Below are 15,453 nucleotides of genomic sequence, written 5' to 3' on the forward strand. Positions count from 1 at the left end.
GAAGTCTTCCGTGGATGGGGGCGAGGGGAGGGCGCTGCGCGGACGCACGTGTTCGGCATCGAAATGGCAGGCGAAGGTGCTGCCCTGGCCGACTTCGCTGCGGATTTCCAGCCGCGCCTGGTGCAGGCCGAGGATGTGCTTGACGATGGACAGGCCCAGGCCGGTGCCGCCGCTCTCGCGCGAACGGCTGCTGGACACGCGGTAGAAACGTTCGGTCAGGCGCGGCAGGTGGTTGGCGGGAATGCCGTAGCCGGTATCGGTCACCGCCAGCACCGCGCCCTTGCCGTCGCGGGCGAAGGTCAGGGTGATGCGGCCGCCGGCCGGGGTGTAGCGCACCGCGTTTGTGACCAGGTTGGAGAACGCGCTGTGCAGCTCCTTGTTGGAGCCGGCCAGGTCGACGCCCGCGGTGTCTTCGACGGTGATCGTGTGGCGGCCCTGGCTGTGCGCTTCGGCCTCGCGCCGCAGCGAGGCGAGCATCGAGGTCATCGCCACGGTTTCCAGTTCGGTGTGCTGCTGCGATTCGAGCCGCGACAGGGTGAGCAGGTCTTCCACCAGCTGCGCCATGCGCTGGGACTGCTTGCGCATCTCCGCCAGCATCGGACCGGTATCGGGGAAGTCCTCCGGGTCCATCATGTCCAGGTAGCCGTGAACCACGGTCAGCGGCGTGCGCAGTTCATGCGAGACATTGGCGACGAAATCGCGGCGCACCTGTTCCAGGTGCAGCAGCTTGGTGACGTCGCGCGCCACCAGCAGCCAGTGGTGGTCCGAATACGGGATCAGGCGCAGGTGCAGGCGGATGCCCGGATCGACCGGCGAGTTGGCGTCGAGGATCGGTTCGGCGTTGCGGCCGCCGGCCAGCCAGTGTGCCAGCGGCAGCGGCAGCAGGCGTTCGACCAGCGGTGCGTCCATGTCGGCCGGATGCTGCAGGCCGAGCAACGCGGTGGCCGCTTCGTTGAACCACTGCACGCGCTGGGTGTTGCGGTCCACCACCACCACCGCGTCGGGCAGCGCCGCGGCGGCGGCGCGGTAGCTGCGCAGCATGTCGATCAGGCGCCGCTTGCGCGCGCGCATTTCCTGCTGGTTGCGGTGCAGCAGGCGATCCAGTTCATTCCATACGCCGGTGCCGCTGGCCGTTTCCCAGCGCTGGCGCGCGGTCAGGCGCAGCAGCACCTGGCGCAGCCGCCAGTAGTGCCAGGCCAGGACGCCCAGCGCCGCCAGGGCCACCACCAGCGAAGGGAAGCCTAGCAGGGTGCCGATCAGCAGGGCCGACAACAGCAGCACGGCCACGGTGGCCAGTGTCTTCAACCAGGCGGATCGGAATTGGCGGGGCATTGCGCTCTCGGGTGTTGCGGATGGATCCGTTGGAACTGTGACCGTTTGTTATAGCAGGAAGCACCGGGGCCGGCCGCGACCCCGGAATTCAGGTCGAGGCCGAAAAGCGATAGCCGGCGCCGCGCACGGTCTGCACCATGTTTTCCGCGCCGAACGGTTCCAGCGTCTTGCGCAGGCGGCGGATGTGCACGTCGATGGTGCGTTCTTCCACGTACACGCTGCCGCCCCAGACGTGGTCCAGCAGCTGCGAACGGGTATAGACCCGCTCGGGGTGGGTCATGAAGAAATGCAGCAGGCGGTATTCGGTCGGGCCGATCGAGACCGGCGCATCGCCGGCGAACACGCGGTGCGCGGCGCCGTCGATGCGGATCGGGCCGATCGCCACGCTGCCGTCCTCGTCGTCATCGCGGGTACGGCGCATCACCGCGCGGATGCGCGCCAGCAGTTCGCGCGCCGAGAACGGCTTGACCACGTAATCGTCCACGCCGGCTTCCAGCCCGCCTACACGGTCGTTCTCCTCGCCGCGGGCGGTGAGCATGATGATCGGCACGTCGCGGGTCAGCGTTTCCTTGCGCCAGCGCCGCGCCAGTTCCAGCCCGCTGGTGCCGGGCAGCATCCAGTCCAGCAGGATCATGTCCGGCACGCGGTCGGCGATGGCGGTCTGCGCCTCCAGCGCGTCGCCGGCATGCACCGGCTCGTATTCGCCCTTGCGCAGGGCGAAGGCGACCATGTCGCGGATCGCCGGTTCGTCATCGACGATAAGGATGCGTTTCTGCACGAGTTGCCTGCCGTAAAGCCCATCAGGACCGGGATGTGCCCAGTAGACTACGGTTTGATGACGGGTTTGTGACAGCGCGGGCGGTGGCGGTTGCTGGCCGGCAGCCGCGGGAATGCATCGGCGATGCAGCCTGGCCGGTCCGCCATGGCCCGGGGTGTCCCGGTGCTCCGGCATGCGGCCGTCGGGAGGGTTTGGCCCCGGCCTACCGACGCTGCATGTCCGGGTCGCGCACGCCCAGCCGGCGCATTTCCAGCACGGTGGGCATGATCGCCTCGATCCGCGCATCGACCCGCGAGCGGCTCACGTAGTCCAGGTCCGGCTGCTTGAGCAGCGCCTGGAACTGGAGCAGGGCCTGCTCCGGGCGTCCATTCAGGTAAGCCGCCTCGGCATAGGCCTCGCTGGCGCGGACGGTGTCGCCGGCCAGTTCGCAGGCGCGGGCGAAGGTGCGCTGGAATACCGGGTCGTCGCCGGCGCGGGCCAGCAGCGGGCGCAGCATGGCCTGGGCGCGCTTGCCGGCCTCCACGCCGCCCTGCTCGTTGAGTACCTGCGCATAGGTCAGCGCCACCGGCCGGCTCTGCGGCAGTTTCTGCAGCAGGGCGTCGAAGCGGCGGTTGGCCTCGGCGTGGCGGCCGCTGCGAGACTCGGCCTCGCCCAGCGCCAGGTTCACCCACAGGTTGTCCGGATGCTCGGACTGCAGCTGCTGGAGTTCCTGCAACGCCTGCTGGACCGCGTTGCCGCCGTCGCGCAGCTGGGCGATGGCCACGCCATAGCGCTGCGGGTCGCTCAGGCCGTTCTTCTGGCTACGGCGCAGGTCCTGGTATTCGCGGACCAGTTCGGACGGAGTGGGGGCGCTGAGCACGCGCAGGCGTTCGCGCGCCCAGTCGAACTGGCCGCTGGGGCCGCTGGGCAGGCCGATCGACGGCAGCGACAGCTGCATCGAGCCGGGCAGCAGCGGGTTGCCGCTGGCCTTGATCGGGTCGGTGCTGGGCTGGGTGGGGTTCACCCGCTCCTGGCGCACGCCGGTGGGCGTGGCCGTGGTCAGCAGTACCGTGTCCTTCTTCATCTGCTCGGCGCGGGACTTGGCCTCGCTGATGCGGGTGACGGTGACCGGGTGGGTGCGCAGGAAATCCGGCGTGGAATAGCCGCCCTCGTTGCCGCGCATCGCCGCCGACATGCGCTCGAAGAAGCCGGCCATCGCATCGACGTCGTAGCCGCTGCGGGCCAGGGTACGGATGCCGAGCCGGTCGGCCTCCGATTCGTTGGAGCGGGTGAAGTTGATCTGCAGCTGCTGCATCAGGCCCATGCCCGAGGTGATCGCCGCGATGGTGGCGTCGCCGGAGGAGTTGCCGCCGGCCTGCTGCGCGGCGACCACCGCCGCCAGCATGCCCAGCAGGATCGGGATCTGGTCGCGCTGGGCCTTCTCCACGCTGCGCAGCACGTGCTGCTGGGTGACGTGCGAGATCTCGTGCGACAGCACCGCCGCGACCTCGTCCTCGCGCTCGGCGGTCAGCACCAGGCCGGCGTTCATGCCGATATAGCCGCCCAGCGTGGCGAAGGCGTTGATCTGCCGGTCCTTGAGCATGAAGAAGGTGAATTTCTGCTGCGGCTGGGCGCTGTTGGAGCCCAGCCGGGTGCCCATGGCCTGCAGCCAGTCGTCGATCAGCGGGTCGTCGACCAGATAGCCGTAGTTGCGCAGCTCGCGCAGCATCATGCCGCCGTACTCGGCCTGCCGCGCCGGAGTGAGCAGTTCGCCGGCGGACGAACCGATGTCCGGCAGCTTGCTTTCCTGGGCCCGGGAAAGAGGCGTGGCCAGGGCCAGGGCGACGGCGGTGGCGAGCAGCAGGGTACGCAAGCGTTGGGGCTCCGGTGGGGCTGGGCGGAGGATGACGGGGAAGCGCGGGCGCGGTGTGAAGCACAGGTTAACCCGCAGTGTTCCAGCGGTGACCGATGCGATCCGGCGCGCCGGTACCATATAGGGACATCGTTTCCCGCGTGGAGTTTCCCGTGAGCAGCCAGACACCCGAGATCACCCTGTATTCCACCGCCGTGTGCCCGTACTGCGTGGCGGCCAAGAACTTCCTCAAGAGCAAGGGCCAGACCTGGAACGAGGTGCGCATCGACCTGGACCCGGCCGAGCGCGAAAAGATGATGGCGCGCACCCGCCGCACCAGCGTGCCGCAGATTTTCGTCGGCGACGTCCACGTCGGCGGCTACGACGACATGATGGCGCTGCACCGCGCCGGCAAGCTCGAGCCGCTGCTGGCGGGGCAGGGCGGATGAGCGGCGGCGACAAGGACCGCCTGGCCGAATTCACCGAATTCCGCCAGCGCATGAACCAGCGCATCCTCGCCGAGCCGAACCAGGTCGTGCGGCGCTTCTTCGCGCTGGATACGCAGACCTACCAGGCCGGCGCGCTGGATGTGAAGACCAAGGAGCTGCTGGGGCTGGTGGCCTCGCTGGTACTGCGCTGCGACGACTGCATCAGCTACCACGTGGCCCAGTGCAAGGACGCCGGGGTCAACCGCGAGGAGTTCTTCGAGACCTTCTCGGTGGGGCTGGTGGTCGGCGGTTCCATCGTGATCCCGCACCTGCGGCGCGCGGTGGATTTCCTGGACCAGCTGGAGTCCGGGGCCGTGCAGGCGCCGGCCGGGCACGACCACGGCTGAACCTGCGACCTTGGTCCAGTTGGGGCGGGGCGGGCGGATCGGGCATAATTGACAGCTGAAACTTTTGGATGCGCCTGATCCCGGGCAGCCGGCTGGCGCGCGCTCCCCCACACTGTTCGGAACCCAAATCATGACGCAGACAATCACCGTCATCCGCGGCGATGGCATCGGCCCGGAAATCATGGACGCCACCCTGTTCGTGCTGGACAAGCTCGGTGCCGGGCTGTCCTACGAATTCGCCGACGCCGGCCTGGCCGCGCTGGAAAAGCACGGTGAGCTGATCCCGGCCGGCACGCTGGAATCGATCAAGAAGAACAAGGTCGCCCTGAAGAGCCCGCTGACCACGCCGGTCGGTGGCGGTTTCAGCTCGATCAACGTTGCCCTGCGTCGCCAGTTCGACCTGTATGCCAACGTGCGCCCGGCCATCTCGTTCCCGAACACCAAGTCGCGCTACGAGAACATCAACATGATCACGGTGCGTGAGAATACCGAAGGCGCCTACCTGGCCGAAGGCCAGGAAGTGTCGGCCGACGGCGAGACCGCGTTCTCCGGCACCCGCATCACCCGCAAGGGCTCCGAGCGCATCGTGCGTTACGCCTTCGAGCTGGCCAAGAGCACCGGCCGCAAGAAGGTCACCGCCGTGCACAAGGCCAACATCATCAAGTCGACCTCGGGCCTGTTCCTGGACGTGGCGCGCGAAGTCGCCGCCAAGTACCCGGAAATCGAGTTCCAGGAAATGATCGTCGACAACGCCTGCATGCAGCTGGTGATGCGTCCGGAGCAGTTCGACATCATCGTCACCACCAACCTGTTCGGTGACATCATCTCCGACCTGTGTGCTGGTCTGGTCGGCGGCCTGGGCCTGGCCCCGGGTGCCAACATCGGCGTTGACGTGGCCATCTTCGAAGCCGTGCACGGCACCGCGCCGGACATTGCCGGCCAGGGCAAGGCCAACCCGGTCGCGCTGCTGCTGGGTGCTGCGCAGATGCTGGACCATGTCGGCCAGCCGGAAAACGCCGAGCGCCTGCGCAAGGCCATTGTTGCCACGATGGAAGCCAAGGATTCGCTGACCGGCGACCTCGGCGGCACCGGCACCACCATGGGCTTCGCCCAGGCCATCGCCAGCCGCCTCTGATTGCAGCTGCGGTAGTTGGTGTTGCAGAAAACGGAGCGCGAAAGCGCTCCGTTTTTGTTGATGTGGTGCCGAGCCATGCTCGGCAGGGGCATTGCCGACAATGCATCGGCCCATCGGCATCTTGTAGGGGGGGGGGCGTCAGCCGCAAAGCTGGCTGCAATGAAATCGCAGCCGGCGCTGGGTCGGATTGATCGTCGACTTCGCGGCTTATGCCGCTCCTGCAAGCTGGATCCTTGCGGAAGCCCCAGCCGAGCATGGCTCGGCACTACAAATCAGCACGGGCGCCTTCGGTTCACAAAGGCGCCCTTTTCATGCCGCCTGCAACAGCCTCAGTTGCGTGACTGCAGCTTGGACAGCAAACGCAGGAACTCGATGTACAGCCATACCAGGGTGACCATCAGCCCGAACGCGCCGTACCACTCCATGTACTTTGGCGCACCGGCTTCCACGCCGCTCTCGATGAAGTCGAAATCCAGCACCAGGTTCAACGCGGCGACCACCACCACGAACAGGCTGAAGCCGATGCCGACCAGCCCGGAATCGTGGATGAAGGGAATGCGCACGCCGAACAGGCCCAGCACGATGGTCGCCAGGTAGACCAGCGCGATGCCGCCGGTAGCCGCCACCACGCCGAGCTTGAAATTTTCGGTGGCCTTGATCAGCCCGCTGCGATAGGCGAACAACAGTGCGAACAGGGTGCCGAAGGTCAGCAGTACCGCCTGGAACACGATGCCGTGGAAGCGCGCTTCGTAGATCGCCGAGATCGTGCCCAGGAACAGGCCTTCGGCCAAGGCATACAGCGGCGCGCTCACTGGCGCCCAGTTCTTCTTGAAGACGGTGACCATCGCCAGCACGAAGCCGCCGATCATGCCGCCCCACAGGTACAGGCGCGCACCGTTGGCGAGTTCGCCGGTGCCGGTCAGGGTGTGGTTCCATGCGAAGGCGGCGGTCAGCACGGCCAACAGCAACAGCAGGCCGGTCTTGTTGACGGTGCCGTTGAGGGTCATCGCATCGGCGCCGCGGGAGACCACGGTGCCACTGCCCAGGTCGAGGAAGGTGGAGTCGGAGAGGGCGGGGTTGCCGCTGCGCATGAGGGGCTCCTGGAGAGGCGGGAATGCCGGCAGCATAACCAACCGCCGTCGCGATGAAATCCGCCGTTGACAGACTGCTCCACAGTTCCGACAATAGCCGACCTTTCGGGGGGAACCTCGGGAGATTCACCGCCGGGGTATAGCGCAGTCTGGTAGCGCGCCTGCTTTGGGAGCAGGATGTCGGGGGTTCGAATCCCTCTACCCCGACCATCCGATGCGACCAGCGCGCGTTGGAGTGCGACGATCCGGTCAGAGCGCCCGTAGCTCAACTGGATAGAGCACCGGCCTTCTAAGCCGGCGGTTACAGGTTCGATTCCTGTCGGGCGCGCCAATCGGTGCAAGCGGTAGGTTGCAGGTTTTCAGTGGTGGCTGTAGCTCAGTTGGTTAGAGTACCGGATTGTGATTCCGGTGGTCGGGGGTTCGAATCCCCTCAGCCACCCCACTGAACAACAAAGACGTCGGAATGTGTATTCCGGGGTTGAAAGAACTGAAGGGTGCGGGTAACATTCGCTCCCTGATTTTCAGGGCCGTTAGCTCAGTTGGTAGAGCAGTTGACTCTTAATCAATTGGTCCAAGGTTCGAATCCTTGACGGCCCACCAATAAGAACAGCCACCTGGTACGCCGGGTGGCTGTTTTCCTCTCAAGGTGAGGATCCTGCGTTTTCCAGCAGGAGTCCGGTGTCGCATGTGGTAACGCGCGCCGTTGTTTCAGGGCTGTTAGCTCAGTTGGTAGAGCAGTTGACTCTTAATCAATAGGTCCAAGGTTCGAATCCTTGACAGCCCACCAGACAAGGGCATCCGCTGCGGCGGGTGCCCTTTTCTTTGCCTCCTCGCTGGCGAGCCGGACCGGATCTGCAGGCGCGCTGTGCGGCAACCGGCGCCACCACTCGGGCGGGTTGTATCGCGGGCGATCGCTTGCGCGACCAGGGGCTGTTCCGGGGGTTTTTTGCCCGCAGGTCTGCAACAATGCCGGCCGGACGCGAAAGTGGCGGAATTGGTAGACGCCCTGGATTTAGGTTCCAGTGCCGCAAGGCGTGGGGGTTCGAGTCCCCCCTTTCGCACCATCCGTGAGTCGGCCGGATGGTCCTTGGGCGCGCCTGTCCGGCGGCAGGCTGGAAGCGCCAGCCGGAATCGGCGAAACTACAGGGCTGCGGCGGAATCGTGTCCGTCGGAAACCGTTCATCTTCCACATCGTACCGGGGCCTGGGCGCCACCGGTGGCAGGAGTCCACATGCAAGCTTCGATCGAATCCACCGGCAACCTGGAACGCCGCCTGACCTTCTCCCTGCCGGAGGAGCGCCTGCAGAGCCACATCAGTGGCCGGCTCGGCGAGATCGCCCGCACCGTGCGCATCAAGGGCTTCCGTCCGGGCAAGGTGCCGGCCAAGGTGGTCGAGCAGCGTTTCGGCCAGCAGGTGCGTGCCGAAGCGATGGACGGCCTGCTGCGCGAGACCTTCGATGCCGCGCTGCGCGAGCATGAGCTGCGCATCGCCGGCAACCCGCGCATCGACAAGGCTGGCGAAGGCGAGTTCGATTTCGTCGCCACCGTCGAGCTGGTGCCGGATTTCGGCGATGTCGACGTGACCAAGCTGACCGTGGTGCGCCACGCCGCCGAAGTCGCCGACACCGACATCGATCAGATGATCGAGAACCTGCGCCAGCAGCGCCGCAGCTGGAAGGCGGTCGCGCGCGGCGCGCAGGAAGGCGATCTGGTCGCGCTGGAAACCTGGTCGCAGGCCGGTGACGAGCGCCTGCCGGCCGAAGGCGTGGAGCAGGGTACGATCATTGTTGGCCAGGGCATGATGTTCGAGCAGATCGAAAAGGGTCTGGTCGGCCTGGCCAAGGGCGAAGAGAAGACGCTGGACGTCGAATTCCCGGCCGACTGGCGCGTGCCGGCGCTGGCCGGCAGGAACGTCAAGGTCACGGTCAAGGCCACCGAGGTGTCCGAGCCGGTGGTGCCGGAAGTCGACGCCGCCTTCATCAAGAGCTTCGGCGTGAAGAACGGCGGTCTGGAGCAGTTCCGCGCCGACATCCGTTCGAACCTTGAGCGTGAGCTCAAGGGCGCGCTGATGAACCGCCTGCGCCGCGAAGTGGGCGAGCAGCTGATCGCCGCCTATGCGTCGGTCGAACTGCCGCCGCGCCTGGTCGAGAGCGAAGCCCGCGCCATGCTGGCCCAGCAGATCGACGCGATCCGCCGCCAGGGCGGCAATCCCGGCAATGTGCCGGCCGATGCGCACGAAGGCTTCAAGGACGCCGCCTCCAAGCGCGTGCTGGTCGGCCTGCTGGTCGGCGAGGTTGCCCGCCGGAACGACCTGCGCCTGGACCCCAAGCGCCTGAACGAAACCATGCGCCTGATCGCCTCGACCTACGAAGAGCCGGAGCAGGTCATTGAGATGTACCGCAACGACCCCCAGCTGATGGGTAGCCTGCAGAACCGCGTGATGGAAGAGCAGGTCATCGACTGGATCGCCGAGCGTGCCCAGCACACCGAGCAGGCGCTGTCGTTCCAGGAAGCGATCCGCCAGTAAGGCGGCCGCTCCATCCGCCCCGCGCTCCGGCGCGGGGATGTTTTCCGTCAAATACAGGTGCCTCACATGGACAACCGAACCACAGCCTTGAACATGGTTCCGATGGTGGTCGAACAGACCAGCCGCGGCGAGCGCGCCTACGACATCTATTCGCGCCTGCTCAAGGAACGGATCATCTTCCTGGTCGGTCCGATCGACGACCACGTCGCCAATCTGGTGGTCGCGCAGATGCTGTTCCTCGAGGCGGAGAACCCCGAAAAGGACATTCATCTGTACATCAACTCGCCCGGCGGCGTGGTGACGGCGGGTCTGGCGATCTACGACACGATGCAGTTCATCAAGCCCGACGTCAGCACCATGTGTACCGGCCAGGCCTGCAGCATGGGGTCGTTCCTGCTGATGGCCGGCGCCAAGGGCAAGCGTTTCGCGCTGCCCAACTCGCGGGTGATGATCCACCAGCCGTCCGGTGGCGCGCAGGGGCAGGCGACCGACATCGAAATCCATGCGAAGGAAATCCTCTACCTGCGCCAGCGCCTGAATGGGCTGTATGCCCAGCACACCGGGCAGCCGCTGGAGCGGATCGAGCGCGACATGGAGCGCGACCGTTTCCTGAGCGCGGAAGCAGCGAAGGAATACGGCCTGGTCGACCAGGTCGTGGATCGTCGATCGGAAGAGTCGATCCAGCCGGCGTGACCGGTACAAGTAGCCGAAAACACGGTGTTTTCTGCAGGGTCGGAACTGGACTGGCGTCCATCCGGCCCTGTGCTATTCTCGAAATCGAACCCCCTGTTCACGGGGGGAGCAACTGGGTAAGCGAAGCATGAGCGAAGACCGGCAAGGTCGTTCCGGAGACAGCGGCAAGATTCTTTACTGCTCGTTCTGCGGCAAGAGTCAGCATGAAGTACGCAAGCTGATCGCGGGTCCGAGCGTGTTCATCTGCGATGAATGCGTGGAGCTGTGCAACGACATCATCCGCGAGGAACTCGAGGAAAAGGCGCAGTCGGCGCGCAGTTCGCTGCCCAAGCCGCGCGAGATTCTCGAGGTCCTGGACCAGTACGTGATAGGCCAGAACCGCGCCAAGCGCACGCTGGCGGTGGCCGTGTACAACCATTACAAGCGCATCGAGAGCCGCCAGAAGAGCGACGACGTCGAGCTGTCCAAGTCCAACATCCTGCTGGTCGGCCCGACTGGTTCGGGCAAGACGCTGCTGGCCGAAACGCTGGCGCGCCTGCTCAACGTGCCGTTCACCATGGCCGACGCCACCACGCTGACCGAAGCCGGTTACGTGGGCGAGGACGTGGAGAACATCATCCAGAAGCTGCTGCAGAAGTGCGACTACGATGTCGAGAAGGCGCAGCAGGGCATCGTCTACATCGACGAGATCGACAAGATCTCGCGCAAGAGCGAGAACCCGTCGATCACCCGCGACGTGTCCGGCGAAGGCGTGCAGCAGGCGCTGCTGAAGCTGATCGAGGGCACCGTGGCCAGCGTGCCGCCGCAGGGCGGGCGCAAGCATCCGCAGCAGGAATTCCTGCAGGTGGACACCAAGAACATCCTGTTCATCTGCGGCGGCGCGTTCGCCGGGCTGGACAAGGTGATCCAGGCGCGCTCCAGCGACGCCGGCGGCATCGGCTTCGGCGCCAAGGTCAAGAGCAGCGAGCGCAAGCAGGAAGTGGGCAAGGTGCTGGCCGAGGTCGAGCCGGAGGACCTGATCAAGTTCGGCCTGATCCCCGAGTTCGTCGGCCGCCTGCCGGTGGTGGCGACGCTGGAGGAACTGGACGAGGCGGCGTTGATCAAGATCCTGACCGAGCCGAAGAACGCCATCACCAAGCAGTTCAAGAAGCTGTTCGAGATGGAGAACGTCGAGCTCGAGTTCCGTCCCGACGCGCTGTCGGCGATCGCCAAGAAGGCGCTCAAGCGCAAGACCGGCGCGCGCGGCCTGCGCACCATCGTCGAGTCGGTGCTGCTGGACACCATGTACGACCTGCCGTCGCAGGAGAACGTGAGCAAGGTGGTGGTCGACGAATCGGTCATCGAACACAAGTCCGAGCCTTACGTGATCTACCAGACGCCACCGGCCAAGGCCGCGTCGGGCGACTGAACGGGCGGCACGGAGTGCCCTGTCGAGGGCCTGTGAAGCCCGGTTCAGGCCTCGCCCTCGACCCCACTTGCATCACCCCGCCGATGGCCCCATAACGGGGCCATCGGCTTTTTTCATGGCCGCCCCCGAATCCAAGTGGAGCCCCCCATGGCCAAGTCCCAAACCGAAGTCCTCGACCTGCCGGTCCTGCCGCTGCGCGACGTGGTGGTGTTCCCGCACATGGTCATTCCGCTGTTCGTCGGGCGCGACAAGTCCATGCAGGCGCTGGAGCGGGCGATGGAGGCGGACAAGCGCATCCTTCTGGTCGCGCAGAAGTCGGCCGAGACGGACGATCCCGCCGCTGCCGACCTGTACACCGTCGGCACGCTGGCGCAGGTGCTGCAGCTGCTGAAGCTGCCGGACGGCACCATCAAGGTGCTGGTCGAGGGCCTGGCGCGCGTGGCCGTTGACAAGATCCACGAGCAGGATGGTGCGCTGCAGGGTGCCGGCACGGAACTGGAATCGGATGAATCGCGCGAGCCGCGCGAGATCGAGGCGATCGCACGTTCGCTGATGTCGCTGTTCGAACAGTACGTCAAGACCAACCGCAAGCTGCCGCCGGAACTGCTGCAGACCCTGAACGGCATCGAGGAGCCGTCGCGGCTGGCCGACACCATCGCGGCCCACATCGGCGTGCGCCTGGCCGACAAGCAGAAGCTGCTGGAAACGCTGCAGATCGGCAGCCGCCTGGAAATGCTGGTTGGCCTGGTCGATGGCGAGATCGACGTGCAGCAGCTGGAAAAGCGCATCCGCGGCCGCGTGAAGTCGCAGATGGAGAAGAGCCAGCGCGAGTACTACCTCAACGAACAGATGAAGGCCATCCAGAAGGAGCTGGGCGACCTGGACGACGCGCCGGGCGAGCTGGACGAGCTTGCCCGCAAGATCGCCGAGGCCGGCATGCCGAAGGCGGTCGAAACCAAGGCCAGGAACGAACTCAACAAGCTCAAGCAGATGTCGCCGATGTCGGCCGAAGCGGCGGTCGTGCGCAACTATCTGGAGTGGTTGCTGGGCGTGCCGTGGAAAAAGCGCACCAAGGTCCGCAAGGACCTGAAGGTCGCCCAGGACACGCTCGATGCCGATCACTACGGCCTGGACAAGGTCAAGGACCGCATCCTCGAATACCTTGCCGTGCAGTCGCGGGTGAAGCAGATGAAGGGTCCGATCCTGTGCCTGGTCGGGCCGCCGGGCGTGGGCAAGACCTCGCTGGGCCAGTCCATCGCCAAGGCGACCAACCGCAAGTTCGTGCGCATGAGCCTGGGCGGCGTGCGCGACGAGGCCGAGATCCGCGGCCATCGCCGCACCTACGTCGGCTCGATGCCGGGCCGCATCGTGCAGAACCTCAACAAGGTCGGCAGCAAGAACCCGCTGTTCGTGCTCGACGAGATCGACAAGATGTCGATGGACTTCCGCGGCGACCCATCGTCTGCGCTGCTGGAAGTGCTCGACCCCGAGCAGAACAATGCGTTCAACGACCACTATCTGGAAGTGGACCTGGATCTGAGCGAAGTGATGTTCGTGGCGACCTCGAACTCGCTCAACATCCCGGGCCCGCTGCTGGACCGCATGGAAGTGATCCGCATCCCCGGGTATACCGAGGACGAGAAGCTCAACATCGCCACCCGCTACCTGGTGCCCAAGCAGCTCAAGGCCAATGGCCTGAAGGTTGAGGAACTGGCCATCGAGGAGGACGCCATCCGCGATATCGTGCGCTACTACACGCGCGAGTCGGGTGTGCGCAACCTCGAGCGCGAAGTCGCCAAGATCTGCCGCAAGGTGGTCAAGGAAATCGCGCTGGCCGGCCCGCAGCCGGCCAAGAAGGTGACCAGGAAGAACGCGAAGAAGCCCAAGGCGCTGGTGGTGGTCGACGCGGCGACCCTGGACCGGTACCTGGGCGTGCGTCGCTTCGACTTCGGCCGTGCCGAGGAGGAGAACGAGATCGGCCTGGTCACCGGCCTGGCCTGGACCGAAGTCGGCGGTGATCTGCTGCAGATCGAGTCGACGCTGATCCCGGGCAAGGGGGCGGTGACGCTGACCGGCCAGCTGGGCAACGTGATGAAGGAGTCGGCGACGGCGGCGCTGTCGGTGGTGCGCGCGCGCGCGCAGACGCTGGGCATCGACGTGGACTTCCTGCAGAAGCACGACGTCCACCTGCACGTGCCCGACGGGGCTACGCCGAAGGACGGCCCCAGCGCCGGCATCGCCATGGTCACCTCGCTGGTGTCCACGCTGACCAAGGTGCCGGTGAAAGCGGACGTCGCGATGACCGGCGAGATCACCCTGCGCGGTCGCGTCACCGCGATCGGCGGCCTGAAAGAAAAGCTGCTCGCCGCGCTGCGTGGCGGCATCCGTACCGTGATCATCCCGGAAGAGAACCGCAAGGACCTGGCCGACATCCCGGCCAACGTGACCCGCGACCTGGACATCATTCCGGTGAAGTGGATCGACGAGGTGCTGGACATCGCGCTGGAGGCGCCGCTGGCCCCGAAGAAGGCCAGGAAGAGCGGCCAGCGCGTCGCGGTGCGGGGCCGGCCGAAGGCAGCTCCGGCGGCGCGCGTCAAGCATTGATGATGAACGCAAAATCCCTTGAAACCCGCGTCGTTATTGGCTTTTCGGCTTGCGTGGGTAGGGGGGCGCTGGTATAAAAGTGCGACTCACGCGCCCGCTCGACGAGCGGGCGATGTGTTTGCAGGATCTTACGGTTGCCGCCGCTGCTGTAACGGGCGACGACCAACCCAATCTATTCCGCGGGTTGCCGCATAGGGAGTTTTACATAATGAACAAGACCGAATTGATCGATGGCGTTGCCGCTGCTGCTGACCTGTCCAAGGCCGAGGCCGGCCGTGCGGTCGATGCCGTCGTCGCCGAGATCACCAAGGCGCTGAAGAAGGGCGACGCCGTGACGCTGGTCGGCTTCGGCACCTTCCAGGTCCGCGAGCGCGCCGAGCGCACCGGCCGCAACCCGAAGACCGGCGACACCATCAAGATCGCTGCTTCGAAAAATCCTGCCTTCAAGGCTGGTAAAGCCCTGAAGGACGCTGTAAACTAAGCGGCTCACCGGGGGTGCTTAGCTCAGTGGTAGAGCGTCTCCCTTACAAGGAGAGGGTCGGGGGTTCGAAACCCTCAGCACCCACCACGTAAAAGCACCGTCGAGCAGTATTGAAAGTGGAGCGGTAGTTCAGCTGGTTAGAATGCTGGCCTGTCACGCCGGAGGTCGCGGGTTCGAGTCCCGTCCGCTCCGCCAGTTTCAAGAAGGCCCCTGAGCGATCGGGGGCCTTGCTTTCTCTCCACCCGCGGGTGGAGGCGAAGGCGAACAATCAAGTGCGGAGCGGTAGTTCAGCTGGTTAGAATGCTGGCCTGTCACGCCGGAGGTCGCGGGTTCGAGTCCCGTCCGCTCCGCCAGTTCCATCCGCCACTGCATGCAGTGGCACCCGGTCGCGATGTCGATCGGTAACAGTTTCAATATGCGGAGCGGTAGTTCAGCTGGTTAGAATGCTGGCCTGTCACGCCGGAGGTCGCGGGTTCGAGTCCCGTCCGCTCCGCCATTGATTCCAAGCCCCGGGCCATAAGCCCGGGGTTTTTTTATTCCCGCCCGCCATGAGGGATCGCTCGGGCCGTCGGCGGGCGATGGCAAAAGCCGCTCCCGGCGTTTCTTACCCGCTGCCCGGGCAATGGCCGGGCGGATCCGGGATGGCACCGGCACTGCGGGAGGTTTCCGCCGGGACCGGCGTGCGGCCGGGCCGGCTGGGAGTCAGGCGGGAAGCGGGTTACACTGCCCGGCTCGCCA

General features: G+C 65.7%; 12 protein-coding genes and 10 tRNA genes. 18 read left to right on the top strand and 4 right to left on the bottom strand.

What is annotated here, in order from left to right; all coding sequences use genetic code 11:
- From phoR to ABB22_RS00015, 3 genes are all read right to left on the bottom strand, one after another.
- Positions 1 to 1,332 (bottom strand): phosphate regulon sensor histidine kinase PhoR (phoR, locus tag ABB22_RS00005; protein ID WP_057504993.1); only part of this gene is annotated, 1,332 nt, incomplete at its 3' end.
- Between the two features lie 88 nt (positions 1,333 to 1,420).
- Positions 1,421 to 2,110 carry a phosphate regulon transcriptional regulator PhoB gene (gene phoB / locus ABB22_RS00010; protein WP_055767659.1) on the bottom strand — a complete coding sequence of 230 codons (690 nt, stop codon included), beginning with the start codon at positions 2,108 to 2,110 and terminating at the stop codon, positions 1,421 to 1,423.
- A 202-nt stretch (positions 2,111 to 2,312) separates the two neighbouring features.
- Entirely contained in the window at positions 2,313 to 3,962 is a 1,650-nt protein-coding gene (locus ABB22_RS00015) for a M48 family metalloprotease (RefSeq protein WP_055767662.1), read from the bottom strand.
- 140 nt (positions 3,963 to 4,102) lie between these two features.
- Here ABB22_RS00015 and grxC point away from each other — a divergent pair, with 140 nt between their 5' ends.
- From grxC to ABB22_RS00030, 3 genes are all read left to right on the top strand, one after another.
- Positions 4,103 to 4,390 (top strand): glutaredoxin 3, encoded by a 288-nt coding sequence (gene grxC / locus ABB22_RS00020; RefSeq protein WP_425477757.1) that lies wholly within the window; start codon positions 4,103 to 4,105, stop codon positions 4,388 to 4,390.
- A complete protein-coding gene (locus tag ABB22_RS00025; protein ID WP_055767666.1) occupies positions 4,387 to 4,776 on the top strand; it encodes a carboxymuconolactone decarboxylase family protein in 390 nt (129 codons plus the stop codon). Before grxC ends, ABB22_RS00025 begins: the two co-directional genes overlap by 4 nt.
- Before the next feature lie 130 nt (positions 4,777 to 4,906).
- A complete protein-coding gene (locus ABB22_RS00030) occupies positions 4,907 to 5,911 on the top strand; it encodes an isocitrate dehydrogenase (protein ID WP_055767673.1) in 1,005 nt (334 codons plus the stop codon).
- 329 nt (positions 5,912 to 6,240) lie between these two features.
- Here ABB22_RS00030 and ABB22_RS00035 read toward each other — a convergent pair whose 3' ends face one another.
- Positions 6,241 to 7,002 carry a Bax inhibitor-1/YccA family protein gene (locus tag ABB22_RS00035; RefSeq protein WP_055767676.1) on the bottom strand — a complete coding sequence of 254 codons (762 nt, stop codon included), beginning with the start codon at positions 7,000 to 7,002 and terminating at the stop codon, positions 6,241 to 6,243.
- A 133-nt stretch (positions 7,003 to 7,135) separates the two neighbouring features.
- Between ABB22_RS00035 and ABB22_RS00040 the strand changes: the two genes are divergently transcribed.
- The 15 genes from ABB22_RS00040 (at position 7,136) to ABB22_RS00110 (ending at position 15,211) form a co-directional block, all read left to right on the top strand.
- A tRNA-Pro gene (locus tag ABB22_RS00040) sits at positions 7,136 to 7,212 on the top strand.
- Positions 7,213 to 7,256: 44 nt separating this feature from the next.
- Positions 7,257 to 7,333: transfer RNA gene (locus ABB22_RS00045), tRNA-Arg, on the top strand.
- A 34-nt stretch (positions 7,334 to 7,367) separates the two neighbouring features.
- Positions 7,368 to 7,444 (top strand) — tRNA-His (locus ABB22_RS00050).
- A gap of 82 nt (positions 7,445 to 7,526) precedes the next feature.
- A tRNA-Lys gene (locus ABB22_RS00055) sits at positions 7,527 to 7,602 on the top strand.
- Positions 7,603 to 7,713: 111 nt separating this feature from the next.
- Positions 7,714 to 7,789: transfer RNA gene (locus ABB22_RS00060), tRNA-Lys, on the top strand.
- A 192-nt stretch (positions 7,790 to 7,981) separates the two neighbouring features.
- Positions 7,982 to 8,066: transfer RNA gene (locus tag ABB22_RS00065), tRNA-Leu, on the top strand.
- A 167-nt stretch (positions 8,067 to 8,233) separates the two neighbouring features.
- Complete coding sequence (gene tig / locus ABB22_RS00070; protein WP_055767680.1) at positions 8,234 to 9,529, top strand: trigger factor; 1,296 nt, start codon at positions 8,234 to 8,236, stop codon at positions 9,527 to 9,529.
- Positions 9,530 to 9,595: 66 nt separating this feature from the next.
- On the top strand, positions 9,596 to 10,222 hold the full coding sequence (gene clpP, locus ABB22_RS00075) for an ATP-dependent Clp endopeptidase proteolytic subunit ClpP (protein WP_055767683.1): 627 nt from the start codon (positions 9,596 to 9,598) through the stop codon (positions 10,220 to 10,222).
- Between the two features lie 127 nt (positions 10,223 to 10,349).
- On the top strand, positions 10,350 to 11,630 hold the full coding sequence (gene clpX / locus ABB22_RS00080) for an ATP-dependent Clp protease ATP-binding subunit ClpX (protein WP_055767686.1): 1,281 nt from the start codon (positions 10,350 to 10,352) through the stop codon (positions 11,628 to 11,630).
- 147 nt (positions 11,631 to 11,777) lie between these two features.
- The gene (gene lon, locus ABB22_RS00085) at positions 11,778 to 14,234 is read left to right on the top strand and encodes an endopeptidase La (protein ID WP_055767689.1); all 2,457 of its coding nucleotides are present in this window, start codon (positions 11,778 to 11,780) and stop codon (positions 14,232 to 14,234) included.
- A gap of 208 nt (positions 14,235 to 14,442) precedes the next feature.
- Positions 14,443 to 14,715, top strand: coding sequence for an HU family DNA-binding protein (locus ABB22_RS00090; RefSeq protein WP_054663508.1), 273 nt, complete (start codon positions 14,443 to 14,445; stop codon positions 14,713 to 14,715).
- A gap of 12 nt (positions 14,716 to 14,727) precedes the next feature.
- Positions 14,728 to 14,802: transfer RNA gene (locus tag ABB22_RS00095), tRNA-Val, on the top strand.
- A gap of 31 nt (positions 14,803 to 14,833) precedes the next feature.
- Positions 14,834 to 14,910, top strand: a tRNA-Asp gene (locus ABB22_RS00100).
- An 81-nt stretch (positions 14,911 to 14,991) separates the two neighbouring features.
- Positions 14,992 to 15,068, top strand: a tRNA-Asp gene (locus tag ABB22_RS00105).
- A 66-nt stretch (positions 15,069 to 15,134) separates the two neighbouring features.
- A tRNA-Asp gene (locus tag ABB22_RS00110) sits at positions 15,135 to 15,211 on the top strand.
- The last annotated feature ends 242 nt before the right edge of the window (positions 15,212 to 15,453 follow it).

This window comes from Stenotrophomonas nitritireducens (genome assembly GCF_001431425.1).
Lineage (GTDB): Bacteria > Pseudomonadota > Gammaproteobacteria > Xanthomonadales > Xanthomonadaceae > Stenotrophomonas > Stenotrophomonas nitritireducens.

Excerpts from the sequence above, each read along its gene's own strand:
- lon (WP_055767689.1), top strand. The coding sequence starts at position 11,778 with ATGGCCAAGTCCCAAACCGAAGTCCTCGACCTGCCGGTCCTGCCGCTG.
- ABB22_RS00030 (WP_055767673.1), top strand. The coding sequence starts at position 4,907 with ATGACGCAGACAATCACCGTCATCCGCGGCGATGGCATCGGCCCGGAA.
- tig (WP_055767680.1), top strand. The coding sequence starts at position 8,234 with ATGCAAGCTTCGATCGAATCCACCGGCAACCTGGAACGCCGCCTGACC.
- ABB22_RS00090 (WP_054663508.1), top strand. The coding sequence starts at position 14,443 with ATGAACAAGACCGAATTGATCGATGGCGTTGCCGCTGCTGCTGACCTG.
- ABB22_RS00025 (WP_055767666.1), top strand. The coding sequence starts at position 4,387 with ATGAGCGGCGGCGACAAGGACCGCCTGGCCGAATTCACCGAATTCCGC.
- clpP (WP_055767683.1), top strand. The coding sequence starts at position 9,596 with ATGGACAACCGAACCACAGCCTTGAACATGGTTCCGATGGTGGTCGAA.
- clpX (WP_055767686.1), top strand. The coding sequence starts at position 10,350 with ATGAGCGAAGACCGGCAAGGTCGTTCCGGAGACAGCGGCAAGATTCTT.
- ABB22_RS00035 (WP_055767676.1), bottom strand. The coding sequence starts at position 7,002 with ATGCGCAGCGGCAACCCCGCCCTCTCCGACTCCACCTTCCTCGACCTG.